This is a genomic window from Glycomyces sp. NPDC049804 (genome assembly GCF_040674615.1).
Taxonomy (GTDB): domain Bacteria; phylum Actinomycetota; class Actinomycetes; order Mycobacteriales; family Micromonosporaceae; genus Glycomyces; species Glycomyces niveus.
This window is the reverse complement of record NZ_JBFAMQ010000025.1, coordinates 25,460-46,948: the sequence shown is the minus strand read 5'-3', so window position 1 is coordinate 46,948 and position 21,489 is coordinate 25,460. Positions and strand designations below refer to the sequence as shown.

The window sequence follows — 21,489 nt, the reverse complement described above, 5'->3', positions numbered from 1 at the left end:
TCGGCGTGGCCGGGGTGGTTGCGGTAGGTCGCGTGGTCGTTCGTGCCGCCGGTGTAGCCGACGCGGGTCGCGAGCACGCCCGGCTGGCGCCGGATCAGGTCCTCCATGCCCCAGAAGCAGCCGCCGGCGAGGACGGCCGTCTCGGTGCCGGGGTTGCTGGTGATCGCGCCGGTGTCGGTGATGCCGCTGGTCATGACGGTTGCTCCTTCGCGCTGGTGGTCTCGTCACTGGGCACAACGCCTCCGGGACCGGATTTGGTCCCGCACCCCGGGAGCGGTCTCTGTGACCGCTGTCGCAGCGGCCCGGGACGGCGCCCGGTCCAGGGACCCTGAGCGCCGGGCGAGCGAACCGCCCCGGCGTCCTCAGTCCGACTGCCGCACGGACGCGACGGCCCAGGGCGGCAGGTCGAGGTCGAGTTCGAGCACGCCGGTATCGGGGACGGTCAGGGTGTGCCGCAGCAGCGCGTCCGCGACGGCGCCCAGGTGCCGGGCCTCCTCCCGGGAGAGGTTGACCGGGCTCCCCAGCTGGTACCAGGCCTCGGCGACGTTCCCGTGCTCCCAGTCGAGCACCTCGACGAGGAACGCGGTCCCCGGTGCGAGACCGGCGATCGAGTGCCGGACCCTCCTGTTCGGACCCTTTTCGCGGAGGTGGCGCGTCGCCTCGTAGGAGTCGGCCGAGCCGATGGACTTCCCGCCCATGTCGTCGGGGTAGTTGAAGAACACGGCCGAGACGGCCGAAGTGCGGCTGTCGCGGGTCACGGCGCCGTGCGGCATGGAGGCGAGCAGCCGGTCGCCGAGGTGGCCCAGCATCCTGAACGCGTGGAACGTCGGCTTGTGGATCCCCTGCTCGTTCACCAGGCCGAAGCCGCCGTGGAACGGTCCGAGGCCCGCGCCGCCCTCTTCGAAGACGTCGGTGAAGGTCCAGTAGGAGATCGATTCGGCGAGGGCCGCGCACTGGAGGTAGGAGCGGGTGATCGACGCGGCCGCGAACACGGTGTCGTGCATGCGGTCCCGCGAGGACGGGGACGTCGACCACTCGGTGATGTGGACCTCCGCGTCGGGGTACGCGCTTTCGGCGATGAGGCCGCGCAGCAAGGTGAGGTCGTCTCGGGTGGCGTCGATGTACCGCGAGAGCGGCACGCCCACGCCGTTGGAGTCGAACGCGTAGTCGGTCGGATAGGTGTGGGTGGAGACGAAGTCGACCGGGACCTGCCGCTCCGCGCACCAGGTCAGGAACTCCTCGATCCACACCGGACGCCAGTCGAGGGCGTCGACGTCGGCCGCCGCGGCGGTCGCGTGCTCCTTCGAGCGGTCCTCGACCTCGCCCTTGTACCGGTCGTCGGGCACGAAGACGCTCGACGAGGGACCGCCGACGCGCAGCCCGGCGTCGATTCCCTTGAGTGCCTTGACGGTCGCCTCGTACAGCTCGAAGTACTGCGTCCTGGTCCCCGTCCAGAAGTGCGGCACCAGGTTCGGCTCGTTCCACACCTCGAAGGGCCACTGCCGCACCTCGTCGATCCCGTACCGGCCGATCCAGTGCTCCACCGTCGCCGTGACCAGCTCGACCCACCGCGCCATGTTCTTCGGCGGGCTGCAGTGCGCGCCCCACCAGAACACCGTCCCGGTCTGCGTCGCGAGTTCGCTCGGCATGAACCCGAGCTCCACGAACGGCCGCGCGCCGCTGTCGAGGATGAAGTCGAAGACCTTGTCCACGTAGCTGAACGTGTGGACCGGCGCCTCCAAGGGCGTGTTCGGCCCGAACCCGCCGCCGTAGCTCTCCCGGTAGACGAACATGTCGTCGTGGAACAGGCCGTGGAACCGCACGTACTTGAATCCGAGGACGTCCACGGCCTCAGCGAACTGCCGCTGCCAGTCCGCCCGCAGCGCCTCGTTCGCCCGCCCGGCCCCGGCGCACTCGCTCCACACGTGCACCAGCGGCGCGTCCTCGCCGGGGTGCCCGTCGATGCTGATCACGGGTCGGGGAAGGTTCGCCATGCTCTCACTTCACTCAATCGTCACGCTTCGAAACTGTTTCAAACAGTTCTTGAACTCAGAGCAGGCTATCGATCATACGTACCTCGGTCAATAGGCTTTGCCTGGGTATTCTCAGATGCGCAGCGAAACGGCAGCACTGAAATATTTCAAGACGGGCAATGCCAGACCCGCCGCCGATGCATCCTCGCCTGTCGCCGGGCTGCGCGAGCCACTGCGCCTGCCGCGCGGGCAGGGCGTGCACCCTGCGAGGTGCGGCGGACCACCCTGTGGTCGAGAGGCGTCCGAGTCCCTCTAGCGATTGAGCGCGTCGATGAGCGCCAGGGCCGCCGAGACGAGCAGGATCGGGCCGGTCGCCGCCCCGACGACGGCGCTGGTTGCAGTCGAGGTCGATCGGGCGATCCAGGCCGCCGCGACAGACGCGACGGTGATCAAGGCGGCTGGAATGTGCAGTGCGGGGATGTCGAGAACGACCGCGACCGGGAACAGGTGCACGCCCACGACGAAGGCGATCCAAGCCGAGATGAGGTCCGCGCGCTCGCGTATCGCCAAGACGGCGGAGCCGAGACCGGCGGCTGCGAACTCGATACCGACCACGATGCCGAAGAGCGGTCCGGTGCGGTCGTCGATGGCCGAGCCGTCATGCCAATGCCGCCATACGAGGAGGCCCCCGCAGACAGCGACCAGACCGGCGAGGATCGAACCGGCGCGCAATGGCCAAGTCCAGGAGGCTGGTGGTTTCTCCTGAGCCCAGCCGAACCAGGACATGGCGAAGAAGCCGAAGACGGCCGCGATTCCGGCGGCGTCCCGGAGATATTCGGGAAGCAAGGTAGGGATCCTTCAGTCGGTGGCGTTGGGCTGCATACTAACCGCTTGCCCGACAACATGATTCGCCACCGCGTTCCGTTTCGGAGGCAGCCGTGCCCCGGCCGTGCGTGGGAACCTTCCGGCCCCGGACCGGTTGGTCAGTCAGCCGGGATGCCGAGGGAACGCCACAGCCCCTCACCCATCTCGGCGAGAATGAACTGGCGACAGACGCCGACCGCGCCGTCGAAGCTCCGGAAGCCCCGGTCGCGAGCCGCCGCGGTGCACACTTCCTCCGACGCGTCGCCCAGCTCCCACAGCCGCCGCAGGAACTGCCGGACCGCTCCTGCGTCGAGCCCGTCCACTGTGACCCCGTACGCGGCGGCCCGGTCGTTCACCGCATAGGCCCGGGCGACCGCCTTGACTGTGCCCTCCTCGGGATCACCGTCGGGCCCGGGTGCGGCCGCGCCGAAGCCGATGCTGCGCACCAGGATGCGGATGAGTCGGTCCTTCGGGGCGAGCGCGGTGTCCTCGGCGGCGGTCAGCCATTGCCGCCGTTGCTCCGCGGTGAGGTCCTCGGGGTGCAGGCCGGTCTCAGCCGCGGCGAGCACTGCCGATTCGGCAAGGGCCGCAACGGTATAGGAACCGGGGGAGGCGATGCCGGCGATCCATGCCAGCACCCTGCGGCTCCAACGTTCGGGATGGCAGGGGTTGAAGACCTGCTCATACTGGGAGCACGCCAGTCTCGAAACCATTCGTCCGTCATGGACGACACCGGTGTGGCGGTCGGTCCATCCGTTGAGGTACTCGGTTCGCCACTCCCCCGCCGCCCATGCGCCCGGCGCCGAGGGGCCGATCTCGCGGCGGGCGACGAGGTCGAGCGCCGCCAGCGCGTCGCGGCGTTTCACGCCGTCGTCGGCGTGGGTGTCCAGCCAGGACCGGAACGCGTCGATCCCCGGGGCCTCCAGGAGCGCCAGCCGTCGCGGGGTCCGCTCGGTGTAGTGGACGCCGCGCATCACGGCGGCGAGGCGGGCTCGCTCCGCTTCGTCGATCACGCCGGCGTGGCGGGCGTCGCGCAACTGCGACTCCAGGTCCACCATGGCCATCGAGAGCTGTGCGATCCTGCCGCCCTCGGTGTGGGTCACGGCCACGTCGGCGTCGGCGTCGGTGGCGCCGTCCTTGTACATCCGGTAGACCTCGCCTATGCCGACCATCCCGAAGACGTCGAGTTCGGCGGCCCGCAGGGCGCCCATGCTGGAGCATCCGGCGACGGTGGCGCCGTCCGCCAGGAGCGCCAGGATCTCCTTGTGACGCACCGATGCCGACTGGTGGAACACGCCGTCGATGATCAGGACCACGTCTCCTGGTCCTGCGCTGAGGCGAAGGAGGTCGCCGTGGCGCACCGGCGGGTGGATCACTGCTTCGGGCAGCACGGTCCGCGCTTCGGCCGCGCTGACGGTCGGGCCGCAGAAGAGGTGGGTCGTCACTGCTACTCCGGTCGCGGCAGGTCGTGGCGGGAAAGGAAGTGCAGCCCGGGGCTCAGGGTCTTGACGACCGCGAAGTCCTCGGCCTCGCCGGGCAAGGTCAGGTCCACGCGCATCGGTGCGGTCCCGGTGACCGCGGCGACCATGGACGACAACCGCTTCAGCTCCTCGACGTCGGTCGCGGGGGGTGCCTCCGCGCCGGCCGAGACTTCGGCCCACGGGACCATCGCATGGACCGCCGCCGGCGGGCGCACCAGTTCGTTGTTGTAGACGCGCGGGTTGATGTCGTCGCGGGTGCCGACGATGAACGTCAGGCGGGACTGCACCGCTTCGGTGATCGCGCGCGAGAGCGCGATCGCGGGATCGGCGTGCGCCCCTGATCCGCCGACCATGGCGCCCATGTCGGGCAGCCACAGGTTGCAGGTGAAGCAGGTGACCGGCCGCCACCGCTCGGTGGTGGCGTCGGCGATTTCGATCCAGCCGCCGACGGAGCGGATTCGGTCGATGAGTTCGGCGCAGTGCGCGTCGTCCACTGACCCGGGGTCCACGATGATCCGGTCGCGGACCGGCTTGCGCGCCAGCGCGCTCGTGCAGTCGCGCTCGATCTGTTCGTAGAGGGCGTGGACGGTGGCCTCGGCGAGGGTGTTGCCCGAGGCCAGCCCGTTGGAGCTCGCGTTGAGGTGGTGCCCGCGCCAGGAGCGGTCGGTCATGCCCAACCGCACCGAGGAGGCCGGGACCAGGGTCCGCCCGCCGGTGAGGATTTCGGCGCCGATCCAATCGAGTCTGGTCCGGCTGGTGAGGAGGCTGCCTTCGGCCTGTTCCAGGCCGCGGACGTCGTAAGGGAGGTCCACCTCTGCAGCGGCGGCGGCTTCGAGGCTCGGTTTCGGGACCGCCTGCTCGGCGTGCCACAGTTCGATGGCTTCCATGGCGGCCGAGACCCGGGCGTGCGTGAGGGTGACCCCTTTGCCCTGGGAGACCGAGAGCGTGGTGGCCAGAGGCCGCACCGACATGACGACCGGGATGCCGATGACGTCGAGTCCGGTGACGTCGGCGAGGCGGGTGATCCCGTATTCGGCGAGGCGCGGACCGATGCGCTCCATCGTGTCCTCGGGATCGCGGGTCCTCCGGGTGCCCGGGAACGTCATCATGAAGGGCACAGGCATGTCTCCAGTCCGGTCGGTCGGGGAGGCGCCCGCGGAGGCATCGCTCCGCGGGCGCGGCGATGCGGCCCTCAGGCCGAAAACCTAGTTGTAGGCGGGGACCTCGCCCAGCGCACCGTCCGACGCGAGGGTCGCGTGAGTCTGGTTCGAATACGCGGCGACCTCACCGATCGCACCGTCCGACGCGAGCGTCGCGTGAGTCTGGTTCGAGTACGCGGCGACCTCACCGATCGTGCCGTCGGAGGCGAGGGTCGCGTGAGTCTGGTTCGAAAACGCGGCGGCAGGCGTCGCGTCCCCGGAGCCGATGAGGCGGCTGATGAACTCGTCGGTGATCTCCATGTGCGAAGCGTTGCTCATTGGCAGAACCTCCGTGGGTGTCGTTGGAACGGCAGAACAAGAAACCATAGCACCGCGACATCCCAAATCGTCATGGTCTCCCTTGCAGCGCAAGGGAAGGAAACCGCTGACTTCGGTTCCGCCACCGTGCGGGCGGCAAGCGCGGCAGCACCTGGCCGGCTCGGACCGGGAGCCCCGGTCCATCGACGCGGGCCGCGATCCGGTCCCTTGTCAGGAGTTGGACCGTTTGCGGGCGGCCTTCGCGGCGGCCTTCTTCGCGGGGGTCTTGCGCGCGGCCTTCTTCGTCGCCTTCTTCGCGGTCGCCTTCCGCGCGGTCGCAGGCGGCAGCCTGCCGGGGGCCGCCTGCTCGACGGACTTCCGCAGCGCGTCCATGATGTCGATGACCTCGGCCTTCTTCTCCTTCGGGGCCTTGGGTGCGGCGCGGCCTTGGCTTTTCGCCTCGATGAGCTCGTCGAGTGCCCGCTGGTAGTCGTCCTGGTACTGCTCCGGCTCCCAGTCGTCGGTAGTGCGGGCGTCGATGAGCAGGCGCGCCAGCTCCATCTCCTTCGGGTCGACGTCGCCGCCGGTGCCTTCGACTTCGGGGATGCGGATCTCGTCGGCCCACAGCAGGGTGTCGAGGATCAGGACCTGCTCGTACGGCCGGATGACGGCCATCGTTTCGCGTTGGCGCAGCGTGAACGATGCGAGCGCGACGCGCTGCTGCTCGGTCATGGCGTCGCGCAGGACCGTGAAGGAAGCGGCGCCGCGGTCGCCGGGCCCGAGGTAGTAGCTGCGCTCGTAGTGGATCGGGTCGATCAGGTCCGGGGTGGGGAACCCGATCACCTCGATGACCTTCGACGAGGGCGCGGGCAGGCTCGCGAAGTCCTCGTCCTCGAGCAGGACGATGTCGCCGTCGTCGGTCTCGAAGCCCTTGCGGATCTGATCGGCCTCGACCGGCTCGTCCTCCAGCTCGCAGACCTTCTCGTAGCGGATGCGGCCGCCGTCAGGGGCGTGGAACTGGTTCATGGGCCGGTCGTGGCTGCTGACGGCCGAGTAGACCTTGACCGGCACCCGGACCATGCCGACCTGGATCGTCGTGTTCAGAATCGACCTCACGGACTCAGGATGACATTGAGAACGACGGGTCGCGTGTGAAAGATGAGATTTCATCACGCGCGCTTCCGGCGCGAACCGCAGGGATGCTCGTTCATCCGGCAGGTCAGCGAGGGCGGACCGCAGGATCGGTCCCGCTTTTCGACCGTCGGTCCTTCCGGGCGGGCACCGACTCGAACTGCGTGCGCGCTCGCGGCTAGCAGGTGGATTCGTAGTGCGCCGCCACCGCCTCCTCGGCCTCCTTCACCTCGGGGGCGTACCAGATGTCGGTGACGTCGGCCAGCGAGGCATTGTCGGCCAGCACTTCGTTGATGGCCGCTCCCGCGTCCGAAAGCGTGAGGACATGCGCCTTGATGTCGTCAGGCGCGAGCGCCGCCGTCGTCAGGCCGTCCATGGCGATACTGAAGGCGGCAGTGGGTGTGGACGGATCGGGAACCATGTCCTCGGTCGCGCCCGGCCCGTGGTCGAGGACCGCGTTCGTGAACCCCAACTCCAGCATCGCGGTCGAGGTCAGCAGGGACGACAACTCGGCGCAGAGCGCCTCGGCGGCCTCCTCGCCGGACATCTCCGTCGGCGAAGGCTCGCCCGAAGTCGCTGCAGTGGTCGGTTCCTCAGCGGGCGGCTCGCTCTCCGCGCAGGCGCTCACTGCTGCGGCAGTCGCAAGCGCGGTGACGACGAGGGCCATGTCGCAGGTTCGAGGTGAGTCCATGCGCGAAGGGTAAGCGGGTTCAATCGGGACCGGTCCCGCCAGAGCAGGGCCCGGGTTGGCCCTGACCGTCGCATTCGAGTACATCGGCCCCTACAGCAATTTCACCGAAGCGCATCTCGACGTGCCCCTCTGGACCTGGAACCAGCGCCCGGCGCTGTCGTGAACCCGACCTTTTCGCAAGCGGCTGCGGGACCCCGATTGTCGGTGGCGGCCGGGATGATGAGACGCGCGAGCTTGGGCGAGTGTGCAACGGAGGCCGGATGCGAAGCAGGACAAGATGGTTGGCGCGGTTGCTACCGCGACAGCGGCGAACGGGCAGTCAAACGACGGCTGATACCCCGGCACTGCCCGAACTCGAGGACATCGCCTGGTACCGGCATGCGGAGGACGCCGAGACGGCCTCGTTCTGGCGCATGGCCCGTCGGCTGCCGGGCCTGGTGCGGCAGGCGCTGCAGACCGCCTGGACCGCTTCGAAGGGTTGGACGGTCGCGGCGGTCGGGCTCAGCGTGGTCGCCGGCGTCGCGACGACGACGGCGCTCCTGGCCGTCTCGGATGCGACCGCGACCCTGTTCGCAGCGGCGCCGACCTGGGATCGCGTGCTCGCCGCAGGTCCGGCGCTGGCGCTGCTCGCGGGCGCGACGGCAGCCCGCGCGGGCCTGGGCATCGTCGCCGGGTACGCGCAGCAGCGGTTGAACCCCTTGGTGCTGAACCGAACTGAAGGGGAGTTCTACCGGCTCATCACCGAGGTACCGCGCTCCGCGTTCGACGACGACACGTTCGCCGACCGCCTCAAAGCCGCGAAGGACCGGGGGTCAAGAGCCGTCGTGGACCTTGTGGGCGATGTGGTCGACCTGGTGACGGCGGCCGTCACGGTCGCGGCCGTGGCCGCCGCGCTCGCGGTCATCGAGCCGGTGCTCATTCCGCTGCTGTTCGCCGCGGCGCTGCCGACGGGCTGGGCCGCGGTCCGGTCGGCGCGGCTCATGTACGTCTCCAACCGGTCCCGGGTCTCGCGGCGGCGTCGGCTGTGGATGGTCGAGTGGCTCATGGACAACCGCTGGACCGCCGACGACCAGCGCTACCACGAGGCTGGCGCGTGGCTGCGCGGCCAGCACCAGGTCATGGTCGACCAGGAGACGCGCGCCGACTTCGACGTGATCCGCTCGCAGACGCTCACGCGCGCGCTCGGCCAGATCGTCGCCGGGATCGCGGTCGCGGCCGTCTACGGCGCGCTCCTGTGGATGCTCGCGGCCGGAACGGTGCCGCTCGCGGTCGCCGCCGCCGCGGTCATCGCGATCGGGCAGGGGAGGGCGGGCATGGAGAATTTGCTCGTCGCCGTCAACACGGTCTACGAGGACGGCCTGTACGCGGCCGACCGGCACGAGTTCGACGCGATCGCCGCCGAGCGCATCGCGGCGCAGCCCCACCTCGCCGATCCGGCGCCGGTCGAGGCCGGCGCCGGACCGCTCCCGCCACCCGAGCTGATCGAACTGGTCGACGTCTCGTTCCGGTACCCCGGCAAGGACACCGACGCGGTCGCCGGCGTGAGCCTCGTGATCGAGCGGGGGAAGACGCTGGCGCTCGTGGGCGAGAACGGCTCGGGCAAGACCACCGTGGCGAAGCTGCTGTGCGGGTTGTACACGCCCACGAAGGGGCAGATCCTGTGGGACGGCGTCGACATCTCACGCGTCGATCCGGCGCGATGGCGCTGCCATGTGGCGGTGATCGCCCAGCAGATCCAACGCTGGCCGTTCACCGCGGAGCTTTCGGTGCGGCTCGGGCGGTCGAGCGAGCCGGTCGACCGGGAGCGGCTGGTCACGGCGGCCCGGGACGCGGGCGCGCTCGACATGATCGAGGGGTTCGAGCACGGCTGGAACCAGTTGCTGGACACCGAGTTCCGCGGAGGCACCGACTTGAGCGGCGGGCAATGGCAGCGGCTCTCCTCGGCGCGAGGGCTCTACCGCGACCACGGCGGGCTGCTCGTCGCGGACGAGCCCTCGGCCGCGCTCGACGCCAGAGCCGAGGCGCAGCTCTTCGACACGCTGCGCGCCCGCGCGGGGACGGCGTCGACCGTGCTGATCTCCCACCGGCTCCAAGGCGTGGTCCACGCCGACGCGATCGCCGTGCTGGAAGCGGGCAGCCTCATCGAACTCGGCCCACACCGCGACCTCGTCGCGGCGGACGGCGCCTACGCCGAGCTCTGGCGGCTCCAGGCGCGGTCCTACGCCACCTGATCCCCCTGTGGGGCGGCCACCGGCGGTCTGACATGTCGTCAGACCGCCGGTCAGGGCTCATCGGCCGGTTGCTGGCGATCGCGGAGCCTGGCCCGGACTGCCCGTGTTGCACGCCCGCCCGACTCGCCCTAGCACCACCTGATCCTGCGGACTGATCGGTTCGGTCATCGAAAAAAGCCCCTCCGCCAGTACGTCCTGGCCTCATGCCTGGCCGATGTCAGGCGCGACAAGCCTTGGAGTCGAACCATTGCACCGCAGGGCATTTTGCGACCTTGCGCAGCCAGGAGGATCCTGGGCGACTCGCATTCGGACGAATCGACGCGGCATGGGGTCAGCGTCATGGGAGGCTTCGGGACGCCGCCCCGCTTGAGCGGGGCGGCGTTCCGCGTCAGCCGATGTCGCCGTAGATGAGTCCGCGGCCGTTGGTGGCGATGTAGACGCGGCCGTAGACCTCGGGATCACCGGTCACCCGCGTGTTGGTGAAGGCCCACTGGTGGGCGTCGTCGTTGATGCGGGTCCAGGTGCCGCCGGCGTCGTCGGAGCGGTAGATGCCCTGCGTGCCGCCGACCCTCGCGGATGCGTAGAGCGCCGGGTAGTCCCGGCCGGCCGCGGCTTTGCCGAAGCCCACGACTTGGGCCTGGTCGAGGCCCGCGACCTTGGTCCAGGTCGAGCCGCCGTCCTGGGAGCGCCACATGCCGCCCGCGCCGTCGCCGCCCGCGAGCCAGAGGTGGCCTTCGCGTCCGAAGACGGCGCGGAAGTCCACGCCGTTGCCGCCGGGGAGTCCGCTCGCGCCGGTGCCGCTGAAGCTCGCGCCGCCGTCGGTGCTGCGGTAGAAGGCCCCTTCGGCGTATGCGTAGACCGTGCCGGCGTTGGCGCGGTCGGCGCGGATCTTCGCGCCGGCCGGCAGGCCCGCGACGGCGGTCCAGGTCTGGCCGAGGTCGATCGAGCGGACCGGGGCCACCGTGCTGTCACCGGGGGTCCACAGGATCGCGGAGCCGTCGGCGGTCACCGCGACGATGCCGCCGTGACCGTCGCCCGGAACGCCCGCGACTCTGGTCGTGGGCCGCCAGGTGGCACCCCGGTCCGTCGAGACGGCGACGTGGCCGTGCTCGCTGGTCACGTTGCCGGTGCCGACGAGGACGTCCGGGTTCAGTTCCGCGAAGTCCACACTGGTCCCCGTGGTCCAGTTGGGCTTGCGGATCATCATGACCGCCTTGGTGAGGTCCGTGTGGACGAACCCGCCGAGGTCCCCGACGCCGCTGAGCAGCGTGCCGCCGAGCGCCGCGACGTCTTGGAACGAGCACTCTTCGAGCCCTTGGGCGCGGACGGCCACGGTGAACCGCTCGATCGGCAGCGCACCACCGTCTTCGCCCACCAGGTCGCCCTGGGCGTCCCACTGCGTCAGGCTCTCAGTGCCCCAGATGGTCGCGCCGGTGCCCCACATGATCCTGTCGGAGTCGTGCGGGTCGATCGCGAGCGCCTCGATCATCCAGCCGTGCTTGACTTCGAGGTTCCAGCCGTCGCCGGTGTTGCCGAAGGTCAGCCACGGGCTGGCGCTGTGGTCGAGGTCGAAGCGGTCGGTGCGCCCCTGCGAGCCGTCGGGCTTGGCGACCTTGTCCCAGCTCGTCCCCCAGGTCTGGCCGGAGTCGGTGGAGCGGTACAGGATCTCGTCGGGCTGCCAGTTGTTGAGGGTGGCGACCATGATCGTTCCGGGCTTCTGCCGGTCGACGGTGATGCCGCCGAAGGCGGGCGTCCGGTCGGCCGGGTTGTAGGCGGGCGTGACGTCGGTCCATTCGCCGGTGCCGATGTCGAGCCGCTGGACTTCGCCGCCGCGACCCGAGGACGGTGCCGAGGTGAACGGCCCCGGGTCATTGCCGGTGGCGATGAACAGGTGCCCGCTCGCGTGGTCGGCGGCGGCCTGCTTGGGGATGGTGCGGTTCTCGCCCGCGCGGCCGATCGCTTCGGCCGCACCCGCGACGGGCTGCCAGGTCGAGCCGCCGTCCGAGGAGACGTAGAGCGGGTCGTCGGGGTCGGCGACGCCGACGAAGATCTTGCCGCCGGTGGGGTCGAACTCGGCCCACAGGACACCCTGGTTGTCGCCGTTGTACGGGTCGCCGGGGGTGACCACGAAGTTCCCCGGGTTGGGGAAGGACTCGACCTTGCTCCAGGTCCGGCCGTAGTCGGTGGACCGCTGGAGGCCGTTGCCGTTGGGCGCGCCGAGGTACAGGGTCTTGTTGTCGGTGGGGTCGACGGCGAGGCGCTCGCCCATGCCGCGGCCGGGCATGTTGCCGCCGAGCTTGAACGGCAGCTCGGCCACGCCCCAGGTGTCGCCGTAATCGTCGGAGTAGAGGATCGCGCCGTTGTTGGGGTCCCAGTCGTTGGTGTAGGTCCCGACCGCGGCGTAGACGCGGTTGGGCTCGACGGGGTCGGTCGCGACCGAGGCGATCCCGGTGTAGCCGTAATGGTCCGCTCCGATCCAGTCAGTGAGCGGCTTCCATGTCTGGGAGTCCTCCCGCCAGCGGTAGAGGCCGCCGATGTCGGTGCGGGCGTAGATGAGTCCCGCTTCAGTGTCGTTGAATACGATGCCGGGTACGAATCCACCGCCGTTGACGACGACATTGCGCCAGGTGTAGGACTGCTGCTGGCGCGGCTTGCCGGCCGCCAGGGAGGTGTAGACGGGGAAGGCGGCGGCCGCTGCCGCGGCCGCGCCGAGTGATGCTGCGAGGGTGCGTCGTCGCACTTACGCTCCTATGTGCTCGAAACTTAGTTTTGTCACGCAACATACTTGCGGAACAAAACCGGTCAGGTCCCCCGTCGTTGCGAGGGGAACACGGGCCGTGCCGCCGGCAGGGATCTCCTGAACGGCCGGAGCCTACATCGTGACCCTCGACTTTGTTACATGTCAATACATAGTGAGTCTTTGTTCGCAGCAACCGCTCTCCCCTTCGCGCAGTTCCCCGAACGCGACGCGGCGTGACCCTGGATCCCCGTCTGGTGCGCTCCTGCGGCGCCGCGGCGCACTCGCGGCCGGCGAGGTTCGGACGCGGGGCGGCCGACCGCCACCCGTGCAGTGCAACGCCGATCGAAGGAACGGCCGTCGTCGACAGCCCTCGCCCGGCAGCTGGTCGTCATCGGCCGTTTCGCTTCGCCGCCGCTCGCCGCGCCATACGATCAGCACCATGCTCAGCGACTACGCGCACCTTGACGTCGGCACGCTGCATGTTGACGGCGAACACCCGGTCGACGGACGAGTGCGTTTCCGCCTCGGCGCCCCGAATTATCAGGGCGCCGAATTCCACACCGAGCCCCTCACGCAAGAGCAAGCGGCCACCATCAACGACGGCGGGATGACCTTGACGTTCATCCACGGGGACACCGAGGTCGAGATAGGCCCGGAAGAGCTTGTCATCGGTGGCGCGGTCATGGCGGGCGACGAGGTCGTACAGCTTCGCGCGAGCGGCCCGGAAGGGTGGCCGCTCGACCTCTAAGAGCCGGCCGGGTTCGTGAGGGACGGAGCAGCCTGGCCCCGGGGCTGCGGGTGCGGGCGCAAAGCCCGTCTGGTGACCTTGATGGTTCGGCCTGCTTCCACGTGTTCGTGCCCTGGGTCAGGCACGGTTCCGAAAGGCCGGCCCTCGAGATCGACGACCACACCGGGTACGGACTGCCGTCGCGGAGCTAGGAGGCCGTTTCGACGCTGCCCTTCGATTCCAGGTGCGGCACGATGAGCCGCTTCTGAGCGGGGCTGCCGGGCGAGGCGATCCGCTTGGCGAGCATTTCGACAGCGGCCTGGCAGACGACCACCGGCTCGGACTCGACCGAGGTGAACGACAAGACGTAGAGGCGCGCCAGCTCGGCCGCGTGCAGCGAGACGACGCTGCGGTCGGCGGGCACTTCCAGCCCGAGGTCGTGAAGCGCGAAGGGCAGCATCGCGACGGCGGCGTCGTTGTGGATCAGGAGGGCGTGCGGGTTCTCGGGGTTCTGGAGCACGGCGCGCAGGGTCTCGCGCACCTGCTCGGGCCCCACCGGCACAGGGACCGGCACGAGGCGCAGGCCGCGCCGTTCGGCGCGTTCGCGAGCCGCACTGGCGAACCGGTTCGCATAAGTGCTGCCCGAGGCGTACAACTCCTCGGGCCATTGGACGAACACCGCTTCGCGGTGGCCCGCGTCGGCGAGGTGATCGACCAGCGCCGCGGCCCCGGCGGCGAAGTCGAGGTCCACCGCGTCGACCCCGCGGGTGTCCTGGGGCATCCCGAGCAGGACGGCCGGATAGCGCGCGTCGTTGATCGGTTCCAGACGCGGATCGTCGTCGACCACGTTGAGCAGGATGAGGCCGTCGACCTGGCGGCCCGAGATCGCCCGCCGCACCGCCTCGACGCCGTCGGGCTCGGTCAGCAGCACGACCGAGTAGCCCTGCTCGCGGGCCGCGTCGGACAGGGCGATGAGGTAGGCCGCCAGCGCCGGGCTGAACTCGGCCTCGTGGAAGCCGACGACGACTCCCAGCGCCATGGTCCGCGAGGTCGCCAGCGCCCTGGCTCCGGCGTTGACCGAGAACCGGAGTTTGGCGACCGCGGCGTCGACCTTGGCCCGCGTCTCGGGGCTGACGTATTTGCGCCCGGTCAGGACCGAGGAGACGGTGCTGCGCGACACTCCGGCCTCACGTGCTACATCGCCGATCGTGGCCACGCTGCTCCTTCCGCTCCTCGCTCGAACCCGGTTCAGTGTACCGGTTCGCTGGAGGTCTTCCCCCGACCGAGCGGCGGCGGCCGGCTGGGCCGGCCGCCGCCACAAGGGATGATCAGACCGTGACGCAGAAGGTGGCGTCGGCGCGGTCGATCTCCGACGCGATCGGGTCGAGTTGCAGCTCGAAGCCCGAGTGGCGCAGGTGCTGGGCGGGGTAGTTGTACGACTGGAACGACGTGCACCACTCATCGGCCAGGCCCTCGGTCATCTTGAACGTGGCGTCCCTGTCGAACAGCGCCGTGCCGTCGTCGCGGGCGAGCACGAGTTCGAAGTTCGAGTGCCGCAGGTAGTGGCCCGGGTTGTTCACCGACTCGAACGACACGTACTCGGCCGAGCCGTCTGCGAGGCCGGGCACCATCCGGAACTGCGCGTCGGCTTCAGGGTCGGGGTTCCGCTCGAGGCGGACGTTCCCGTTCACGTGCCGGACGACGCGGTCCGGGTAGTTGAAGGACTGCAGTTCGCGCCAGGCGACGTCCTCGAACAGCGGGGTGACCGCTATCCGGTCGAGGTTCGGCGCGTACTGCGATCGCAGCGGGACGCCGGGCCAGGTGTCGGAGGCGTAGCTGGTTCCGTCCCACTGCGGCTTCTCCTCGCCGCGCACGACGATCGAGTTGACCCCGGCTTTGAGGTCTACCGGCACGGTCAGCTCCCAGAAGTTGTTCTCGTGGAACGAGTGGGGGAAGACCACGCGGACGGGGGCGGCGCCGTTGACCGACACGAGCGCGTACCGTGCGACCGGGTCCGGGTTGTAATGCGTCGAAGGCGATTGCTCCTCGTTGGAGTACCGGAAGGTGAGGGCGTACTTGCCGGCCTTCGTCACCGCGACGTCGTCGAACGTCAGGGAGTTCCCGTTGCCGGGTTCGCCGCCGATGCCGGTCACCGCGGTCCCGCCGGAGGCGAGGGACAGGCCGGCCGCCGCAGCGGTTCCGGCGATCGTGCCGTCCTCCGCTTCGTAGACGGCCCCGGTGGTCTCACCGGAGGGCGTCACGGCGAGTCGGTCGACCTCGAGCCCTTGCGCGCCTTTGACGGTGACCTGGTTGACGCCGCCGAGCAGGAAGGCGTTGACGATGCCGCCCTGGCCGGTGCTCACGCTCTGGCCGTTGACCTCGAGCTCGACCTTGCGGTCGCCGCGCGAGGCGACGTCGAGCAGCGCGGACGCGTCGTCCGGGGAGTACACCCAGAACGTCGCCTCGCCGCCGGCCGGCACGGCGGCGGCGCCCGGGCCGGAGCCGCGGTGCGTGCTCGCGTAGGTGGGGGCCGCGCCGCCGTCGAGCTCGGCGAACTCGGCCTCGTACACCTCGCCGGCGGGACCCGGGCGGGGCAGTGAGAGGTCGATCTTGTCGAGGATGACGTCGCCGGTGATGGCGCCGGTTCCGTCGAGGCTGCGGGTGGCCAGGGTGATCACGTGGTCCCCCGCGGTGAGTTCGACCTTGGTGTCGGTGTGGTCCCACACCACCCACTTGTAGCCCAAGCTCAAGAAGAGCTCCTGCTCGGTGGCGGCGTCGCCGTCGACCCGCAGGAACATGTTCGTCGGCCCCTGGGCCTGCACTTCGGGATCGGTGTTGAGGGAGCTGGCGAAGACGCTGAGATCGTAGACGCCGTCCTGGGGGACGCTGACGTTGAACGCGAGCGCGTTGTCCGCGCCGGTCCGCATCCCGCCGACGTTGTAACCGCCGGAGGTGTAGAACTTCGCGACGGCGGAAGGGGAGCCTTCAGGGCCGTTGCGCTGCAGGCCCGTGCCGGTGAAGGTGGCGTTCTCGGCCTCGTACGTCGATTCCCATGCCGTCCGCGGGACGGCCGCGTCGCCGGGGGAGACGCTCGGTGTCACGATGACCTCGTACGCGGATTCGGCGCTGAGCGCCGGCAGTCCGCCGGAGCCGAAGTCGAGTTCGGCGGTGCCGCCTGAGACCGCCACATCGACTTCTGCCACTGTGGAGGGTTGGGCCGAGTCGCCGAGCTGGCCGCTCCAGCCGATCTCGCGCACGACCGCGTGCACGTTCTGGCCGAAGGTCCCGGCGGGGACGTTGTCGAGGGCGAGCGTGTACGCCCCGCTCGCGCCGCCGAGCAGGACGCGGGCCTGCCGCTTGTCGGTGTCCAGGGCCGCGACGCCTTGCAAGGTGTAGCTGACGCCCGGCCGCGGCGGCGTGACCGCGACCGTCTGCGCACCGTGCATCTGGCTGTAGGCGTGCAGGAGCCACCACTGGCCGTTGGCGCGGTTGGCCTGCACGGCCGAGTCGGAGAGGTTGCCGTCGATGTTCCAGTAGGCGATGTCGCCGTAGACCTTCTTGTCCTCCAAAGCGGAGATCCACTGGATCATCTGGCCAGGGACGGAGGTGTGGTAGTTGTACGCGTACTCGGTGATGTTGATCGGCAGTCGGGTGCCTTCGTATGGCGTGCCTGCGAAGTGCTTGGCCTCCCAGCCCCGGTACTTGTCCACGTTGGATCTGATGATGGCGGGAGCCGACAGCTCGTGCCACACCACCGCGTCCGGCACCGTCCCGGCCTGGACGGTGTGCGCCATGAAGCCCTCGACCTGGTTGTAGAGGGTGCTGGTGTTCGGGCCGCCGATGCGCGCCTCGGGCAGGATCGAGCGGATCTCCGCGTAGGCGCGGTCCCAGGCCGCGAAGAAGTACTGCGGGTCGTTCAGCCAACTGACACGGTTGTAGCTCCAGGTGCCGGTGCCGAACATGTTGCCCTCAGGCTCGTTGTACGGCATGAACACGACGTTGTCCTGCTGCTCCGCCGGGAGGGCGGCCACCTGCTCGACCTGGAGCCGGATCTTCGCCATGTAGAGGTCGAGCTTCTCCTCCGGGGTGGCGCCGGGCCACTGGTAGGGGAAGCCTCGGTGGATGTCGGTCATGTAGATGTAGACGTCGCCGTTCGAGGCCTCCACCACCGGGCCGAGGACTTCGAGCGCGTCCGCGCCCGGGTGCTGCGGGCCGTCCTGCGCCTTGGTGGCGACCGTGGTCAGATCGATGCCGTCGATGAGGTTCTCGGAAGGGAGTCCCTCGTCGTAGAGGCCGTACAGTGTGCCCGACGCCCCTCCGAGGAAGTCTCCGGTGGTCTTGCCGAGATCGACCCTGATGACATCCGCTTCCTGACCTGCGGCGGGCACCGCGGCCAAGGGGATGATCGCGGCCGCCGCGATGGCACTGCATATTCGCGCGGCTCGCCGTGTTCGTACGTCCATTTTCGCCTCACTCTCGACACTGAGAAGTCCGCCGCTCACGACACTTCGAGAAGCGTCACTACAGCGAACCGGTTCGCTGAACAACGTACCGGCTCTGATCAGCGGAAGCAAGAGGCTGACGGACAGGATCGAAATCGTGACCTCGAGCCTTCGCCGCCGCCTGCAGCGAGTGCTCGGCCCCCATGGAACGACGCCGAACCGGACGTGCCTTCGAACTCGCGGTTCGGCGGGATATACCTGTGTCATGGGTTCGTTCGTGCTCCGCGAGTGGCGGGGATCGATGTCGCTGACGCCCGGCCTGCGGGTGCATAGCGGTCGATACCTGCACGAAGGCACGATGCACGCGCACTCGCACGGCTTCATCGAGCTGGTCGTGGTGGCCGCGGGTTCGGGCGTGCACTGCTCCGCCGCCGGGCGGCGCCCCGTCGCGGCCGGCGACGTGGTGCTGCTGCGGCCGGGGCTTTGGCATTCGTACGAGCAGTGCGAGGGCCTCGAACTCCTGAACTGCTGTTTCAATTCCGAACTGCTGCAGGGGGAACTGTCGTGGATGCGGGAGGACCCGATGCTGGGGCGGCTGTTGTGGGCGGGCGGCGGGAGCGGGCAGTCCGACGGGCGGCTCGAGGGCGAGGCGCTGGAGGAGTGCATCGGCCACCTCGACGCGCTCGGCGCGCTGGACGCCCAGTCGCGGCGAGCGGACGCCGTGGGGCGGTTGACGTTGGTGCTCGGCTTCGCCGCACGCGCGCTGATCGAACGGTCCGCGGAGGGACCCGGGGTGCATCCCGGGGTCAACGCCGCGGCGCGGCTGCTCGAGGCACGGTTCGACGAGACTTGGACACTGGAGGACCTCGGTTCCGAACTGCACCTCTCGCCGGGCTATCTCGCGCGGATCTTCAAGGCGGCCATGGGATTGCCGCCGATGGCATATCTCGCCCGGCACCGCGTCGAAACGGCCGCGGGCCTACTGCTGGGCACCGACCTGCCGGTCGGGCAGATAGCCCGGCGAGTCGGTGTCGCCGACCAGAACCTGTTCGCGCGCCGTTTCCGGGAGCACGCCGGGATGAGCCCGACCGCGTACCGGAAGCGGTTCGCAGGTCACGACGGCGATGACGACAACGCGATGCGGTGAACGCCCGGACCGAGGTCCAGCACTGGTGCCGTCGGCACGGTCCGGCCGTCGAGCCGGAGCCTCGACCAGTCCCCCGGCGGAAGCGTGAAGGCCGCCGTGGCCCCCGGGGAGACTTCGACCTCAGCGCTGAACGAGCCGTCGCCGGTCTCCCAACGGATGGCGGCCCTCCCGTGCGGCGTGTCCATCTCGGCCGAGGCCCAGGACAGTCCGCCGCCGGGCACGGGCGCGAACGCGATCGCGCTCCAACCGGGCGCGGCCGGCGAAAGCCCTGCGACGGTGGCGTAGAGCCAGTCGGCGACCGCGCCGTAGGCGTAGTGGTTGAACGACAGCATCGACCCGCCCCCGTCCATGTCGCCGCCGTGGACGCGGCCGTCTTCGCCGATCGCATCCCAGCGTTCCCACACTGTCGTGGCGCCCTTCCGGATCTGGTGGAGCCAGCCGGGGCAGCGGTCGTTCATGAGCAGCAGGTACGCCTCCTCATGATGGCCGGTGTCGGTGAGGGCATGGAGGACGAGCGGGGTGCCGAGGAAGCCGGTGCCGATGCGGCCGCCGTTCGCGCGCACGAGCGCGGCGAGCCGCTCCCCCACCGCCTCCCGCTCGACGTCGGGGGCGATCCGGAACCGGAGCGCCATCGCGCAGCCCGTCTGCGTCTCGATCGCCGTGCGCCCCAAGTGCCGCCAGGCGGCGTCGGCGATCGTGTCGCCCAGGGCCCCGTAATGGCGGGCGTCCTCTGCCCGGTCGAGCAGCGCCGCTACGCGGGCCAAGAGCCGGGCGCTGTGCGAGAGGTAGGAAGTGGCCGTGAACGGGGTCGGCACGGAGGCCCGCGCCGGATCGCCGGCGGGGGCGCCCGGGTCGAGCCAGTCCCCGAAGTGGAACCCCTCCGACCACACGCGGTCGGCGTCGAGGCGTTTCGCACCCCAATCGACCCAGGCCCGCATCGACGCGTACTGGTCGCGCAGGGTCTCCAGGTCGCCGTAGGCCTCGTACAGCGCCCAGGGGACGCCCACCGCCGCATCGCCCCAACCGGTCGAGCCCGAGCCCCAGTCGCCCAGGTCGGCGAGGATGTCGGGCACGACGTGCGGCATCTTCCCGTCCGCGTACTGGGCGATGGCGAGGTCGCGCAGCCAGTTGCGCAGGAACGAGCGGGCGTCGAAGTTGCGGCAGGCGGTCGGGGCGAAGACCTGGATGTCCCCGGTCCACCCCAGTCGTTCGTCCCGCTGCGGGCAGTCCGTCGGGATGCTGACGAAGTTGTCCATCTGGGACCAGACCACGTTGTCGTACAAGCGGTTCACGCGGTCGTCGGAGCAGGAGAAGCGACCGGTCCGTCGCAGGTCGGAGCTGATCGCGACCGCCTCGACCGCTTCGATGCGGACTTCGGGGTCGGTGGTGATCTCCGCGTACCGGAAGCCGTGGAAGGTGAAGATCGGCTCGAGGACGGCGGGTTCACCGTCGAGGAGGTACCGGTCGATGGAGGTGGCGGCGCGCAGCGGCGCGGTGTGCAGGCCGCCATGGTCGTCGAGGACTTCGGCGTGGCGCACGATGACCGCGGCCCCGGCCGGTCCGCTCGCGGCGATGCGAAGGTGCCCCGAGAGGTTCTGCCCGGTGTCGAGGCGCAGGCGCTCGCCGTCCGCTACCGCCTCGACCGGCCAGGCGCGGACGGCCCGGACCCCGGGCATCGCCCGGTGTTCAAGGCCCGCGGGCAAATCGAGGACGGTCGCGGCGGTCCAGTCGCGGTCGTCGAAACCCGGCTCCTTCCAGCCGCGCGGTTCCTTCCGGAGGTCGATCGTGCAGCCTTCGTAGAGCCCCGCGGCGGTGACCGCGCCGCTCCCGCCGCGCCAGGCGCCATCGGTCGCAATGACGATGCGGCCCGCATCGGTCTCGACCTCGAGCTGCGCGAGCAGCGCGACCTGATCGCCGTACCAGGCCGAGCGGCCGAACCAGCCGAGCCGGCCCCGGTACCAGCCGTCCCCGATCATGGCGCCGATCGCGTTCGGGCCTGCTGCGAGCAGCTCCGTGACGTCGTAGGTCGCGTACAGGAGGCGGTCGCGATACTCGGTCCAGCCCGGCTCGAGCAGGTCTTCGCCGACAAGGGCGCCGTTGATCCAGGTCTGGTGGAGACCGAGCGCGGTGACATACAGCCGCGCGGCTCGAATCCCTTGCGGCAGTGTGAACTCGCGGCGCAGAAGCGGCACCGATCCGGGCTCGGAGGGAACGCTTGCCGGCCGCGCGGTCCAGTCGCCGGCGTCGAGCAGCGCCGCCTCGATCCGGCACGGCTCGCTCCAGTCCTCGCCCGGTTCGGCGCGGACCCGCCACCAGCGGACCTCGCGGCTGGCGAGCGCGGGCCCCGGCAAGGGGACGTCGAATGTGCGGTCGGTCGACTCGGAGGCGATGACCTCCGAGAACGCGGCGTCGGCGGCAGACTCGACCGTGTAGGCCCCTGCCCCCGTCGAGTGCCAGGACAGGAGCGGGCGGGCCTCGCCCGTCGCGATCGATCCCGAGTCGTCGCGGGTGCGCAGGCCTGCGTAGCGGTTGGTCAAGGGAGCCCTCTCCTTCGGTCGGTGGTACCGACGCTAGGCGGGCGAGCGGCCCGCACCTAGGCCGCGAG

General features: G+C 70.0%; 15 protein-coding genes. 3 read left to right on the top strand and 12 right to left on the bottom strand.

Annotated features, from left to right (window positions below):
- The 8 genes from AB0K52_RS24415 to AB0K52_RS24380 form a co-directional block, all read right to left on the bottom strand.
- On the bottom strand, positions 1-194 hold a 194-nt coding region (locus tag AB0K52_RS24415; RefSeq protein ID WP_363536709.1), incomplete at its 3' end, for a peptide-methionine (S)-S-oxide reductase.
- Positions 195-362: 168 nt separating this feature from the next.
- A complete protein-coding gene (locus AB0K52_RS24410; protein WP_363536706.1) occupies positions 363-1,994 on the bottom strand; it encodes a beta-xylosidase in 1,632 nt (543 codons plus the stop codon).
- 291 nt (positions 1,995-2,285) lie between these two features.
- Positions 2,286-2,819 carry a hypothetical protein gene (locus AB0K52_RS24405; RefSeq protein ID WP_363536703.1) on the bottom strand — a complete coding sequence of 178 codons (534 nt, stop codon included), beginning with the start codon at positions 2,817-2,819 and terminating at the stop codon, positions 2,286-2,288.
- Positions 2,820-2,956: 137 nt separating this feature from the next.
- Positions 2,957-4,282 (bottom strand): TfuA-like protein, encoded by a 1,326-nt coding sequence (locus AB0K52_RS24400; RefSeq protein ID WP_363536700.1) that lies wholly within the window; start codon positions 4,280-4,282, stop codon positions 2,957-2,959.
- A gap of 2 nt (positions 4,283-4,284) precedes the next feature.
- A complete protein-coding gene (locus AB0K52_RS24395; protein ID WP_363536697.1) occupies positions 4,285-5,442 on the bottom strand; it encodes a YcaO-like family protein in 1,158 nt (385 codons plus the stop codon).
- 81 nt (positions 5,443-5,523) lie between these two features.
- A complete protein-coding gene (locus AB0K52_RS24390; protein WP_363536694.1) occupies positions 5,524-5,796 on the bottom strand; it encodes a hypothetical protein in 273 nt (90 codons plus the stop codon).
- A gap of 210 nt (positions 5,797-6,006) precedes the next feature.
- Positions 6,007-6,891, bottom strand: a complete 885-nt coding sequence (locus AB0K52_RS24385; RefSeq protein ID WP_363536691.1) for a Ku protein — start codon at positions 6,889-6,891, stop codon at positions 6,007-6,009.
- A gap of 193 nt (positions 6,892-7,084) precedes the next feature.
- The gene (locus AB0K52_RS24380) at positions 7,085-7,597 is read right to left on the bottom strand and encodes a hypothetical protein (protein ID WP_363536688.1); all 513 of its coding nucleotides are present in this window, start codon (positions 7,595-7,597) and stop codon (positions 7,085-7,087) included.
- Positions 7,598-7,887: 290 nt separating this feature from the next.
- On the opposite strand from AB0K52_RS24380, the gene AB0K52_RS24375 reads away from it, so the two are divergent.
- Positions 7,888-9,828, top strand: a complete 1,941-nt coding sequence (locus AB0K52_RS24375; RefSeq protein WP_363536685.1) for an ABC transporter ATP-binding protein — start codon at positions 7,888-7,890, stop codon at positions 9,826-9,828.
- Between the two features lie 388 nt (positions 9,829-10,216).
- Here the strand turns inward: AB0K52_RS24375 and AB0K52_RS24370 are convergent, their stop codons facing one another.
- Entirely contained in the window at positions 10,217-12,568 is a 2,352-nt protein-coding gene (locus tag AB0K52_RS24370; RefSeq protein WP_363536682.1) for a xyloglucanase, read from the bottom strand.
- A gap of 439 nt (positions 12,569-13,007) precedes the next feature.
- Here AB0K52_RS24370 and AB0K52_RS24365 point away from each other — a divergent pair, with 439 nt between their 5' ends.
- Complete coding sequence (locus AB0K52_RS24365; protein ID WP_363536679.1) at positions 13,008-13,316, top strand: hypothetical protein; 309 nt, start codon at positions 13,008-13,010, stop codon at positions 13,314-13,316.
- Between the two features lie 187 nt (positions 13,317-13,503).
- Here AB0K52_RS24365 and AB0K52_RS24360 read toward each other — a convergent pair whose 3' ends face one another.
- Together AB0K52_RS24360 and AB0K52_RS24355 are read right to left on the bottom strand one after the other, a co-directional pair.
- The gene (locus AB0K52_RS24360) at positions 13,504-14,511 is read right to left on the bottom strand and encodes a LacI family DNA-binding transcriptional regulator (protein ID WP_363536676.1); all 1,008 of its coding nucleotides are present in this window, start codon (positions 14,509-14,511) and stop codon (positions 13,504-13,506) included.
- Between the two features lie 112 nt (positions 14,512-14,623).
- Positions 14,624-17,758, bottom strand: a complete 3,135-nt coding sequence (locus AB0K52_RS24355; protein ID WP_363536673.1) for an AbfB domain-containing protein — start codon at positions 17,756-17,758, stop codon at positions 14,624-14,626.
- A gap of 244 nt (positions 17,759-18,002) precedes the next feature.
- Between AB0K52_RS24355 and AB0K52_RS24350 the strand changes: the two genes are divergently transcribed.
- Positions 18,003-18,884 (top strand): AraC family transcriptional regulator, encoded by an 882-nt coding sequence (locus tag AB0K52_RS24350; RefSeq protein WP_363536670.1) that lies wholly within the window; start codon positions 18,003-18,005, stop codon positions 18,882-18,884.
- Here AB0K52_RS24350 and AB0K52_RS24345 read toward each other — a convergent pair.
- Positions 18,851-21,421, bottom strand: coding sequence for a family 78 glycoside hydrolase catalytic domain (locus AB0K52_RS24345; RefSeq protein ID WP_363536667.1), 2,571 nt, complete (start codon positions 21,419-21,421; stop codon positions 18,851-18,853). The genes AB0K52_RS24350 and AB0K52_RS24345 overlap by 34 nt on opposite strands.
- Positions 21,422-21,489 lie beyond the last annotated feature (68 nt).

Coding starts and splice junctions, on each gene's coding strand:
- AB0K52_RS24410 (WP_363536706.1), bottom strand. CDS start 1,994: ATGGCGAACCTTCCCCGACCCGTGATCAGCATCGACGGGCACCCCGGC.
- AB0K52_RS24395 (WP_363536697.1), bottom strand. CDS start 5,442: ATGCCTGTGCCCTTCATGATGACGTTCCCGGGCACCCGGAGGACCCGC.
- AB0K52_RS24390 (WP_363536694.1), bottom strand. CDS start 5,796: ATGAGCAACGCTTCGCACATGGAGATCACCGACGAGTTCATCAGCCGC.
- AB0K52_RS24380 (WP_363536688.1), bottom strand. CDS start 7,597: ATGGACTCACCTCGAACCTGCGACATGGCCCTCGTCGTCACCGCGCTT.
- AB0K52_RS24365 (WP_363536679.1), top strand. CDS start 13,008: ATGCTCAGCGACTACGCGCACCTTGACGTCGGCACGCTGCATGTTGAC.
- AB0K52_RS24355 (WP_363536673.1), bottom strand. CDS start 17,758: ATGGACGTACGAACACGGCGAGCCGCGCGAATATGCAGTGCCATCGCG.
- AB0K52_RS24350 (WP_363536670.1), top strand. CDS start 18,003: ATGGGTTCGTTCGTGCTCCGCGAGTGGCGGGGATCGATGTCGCTGACG.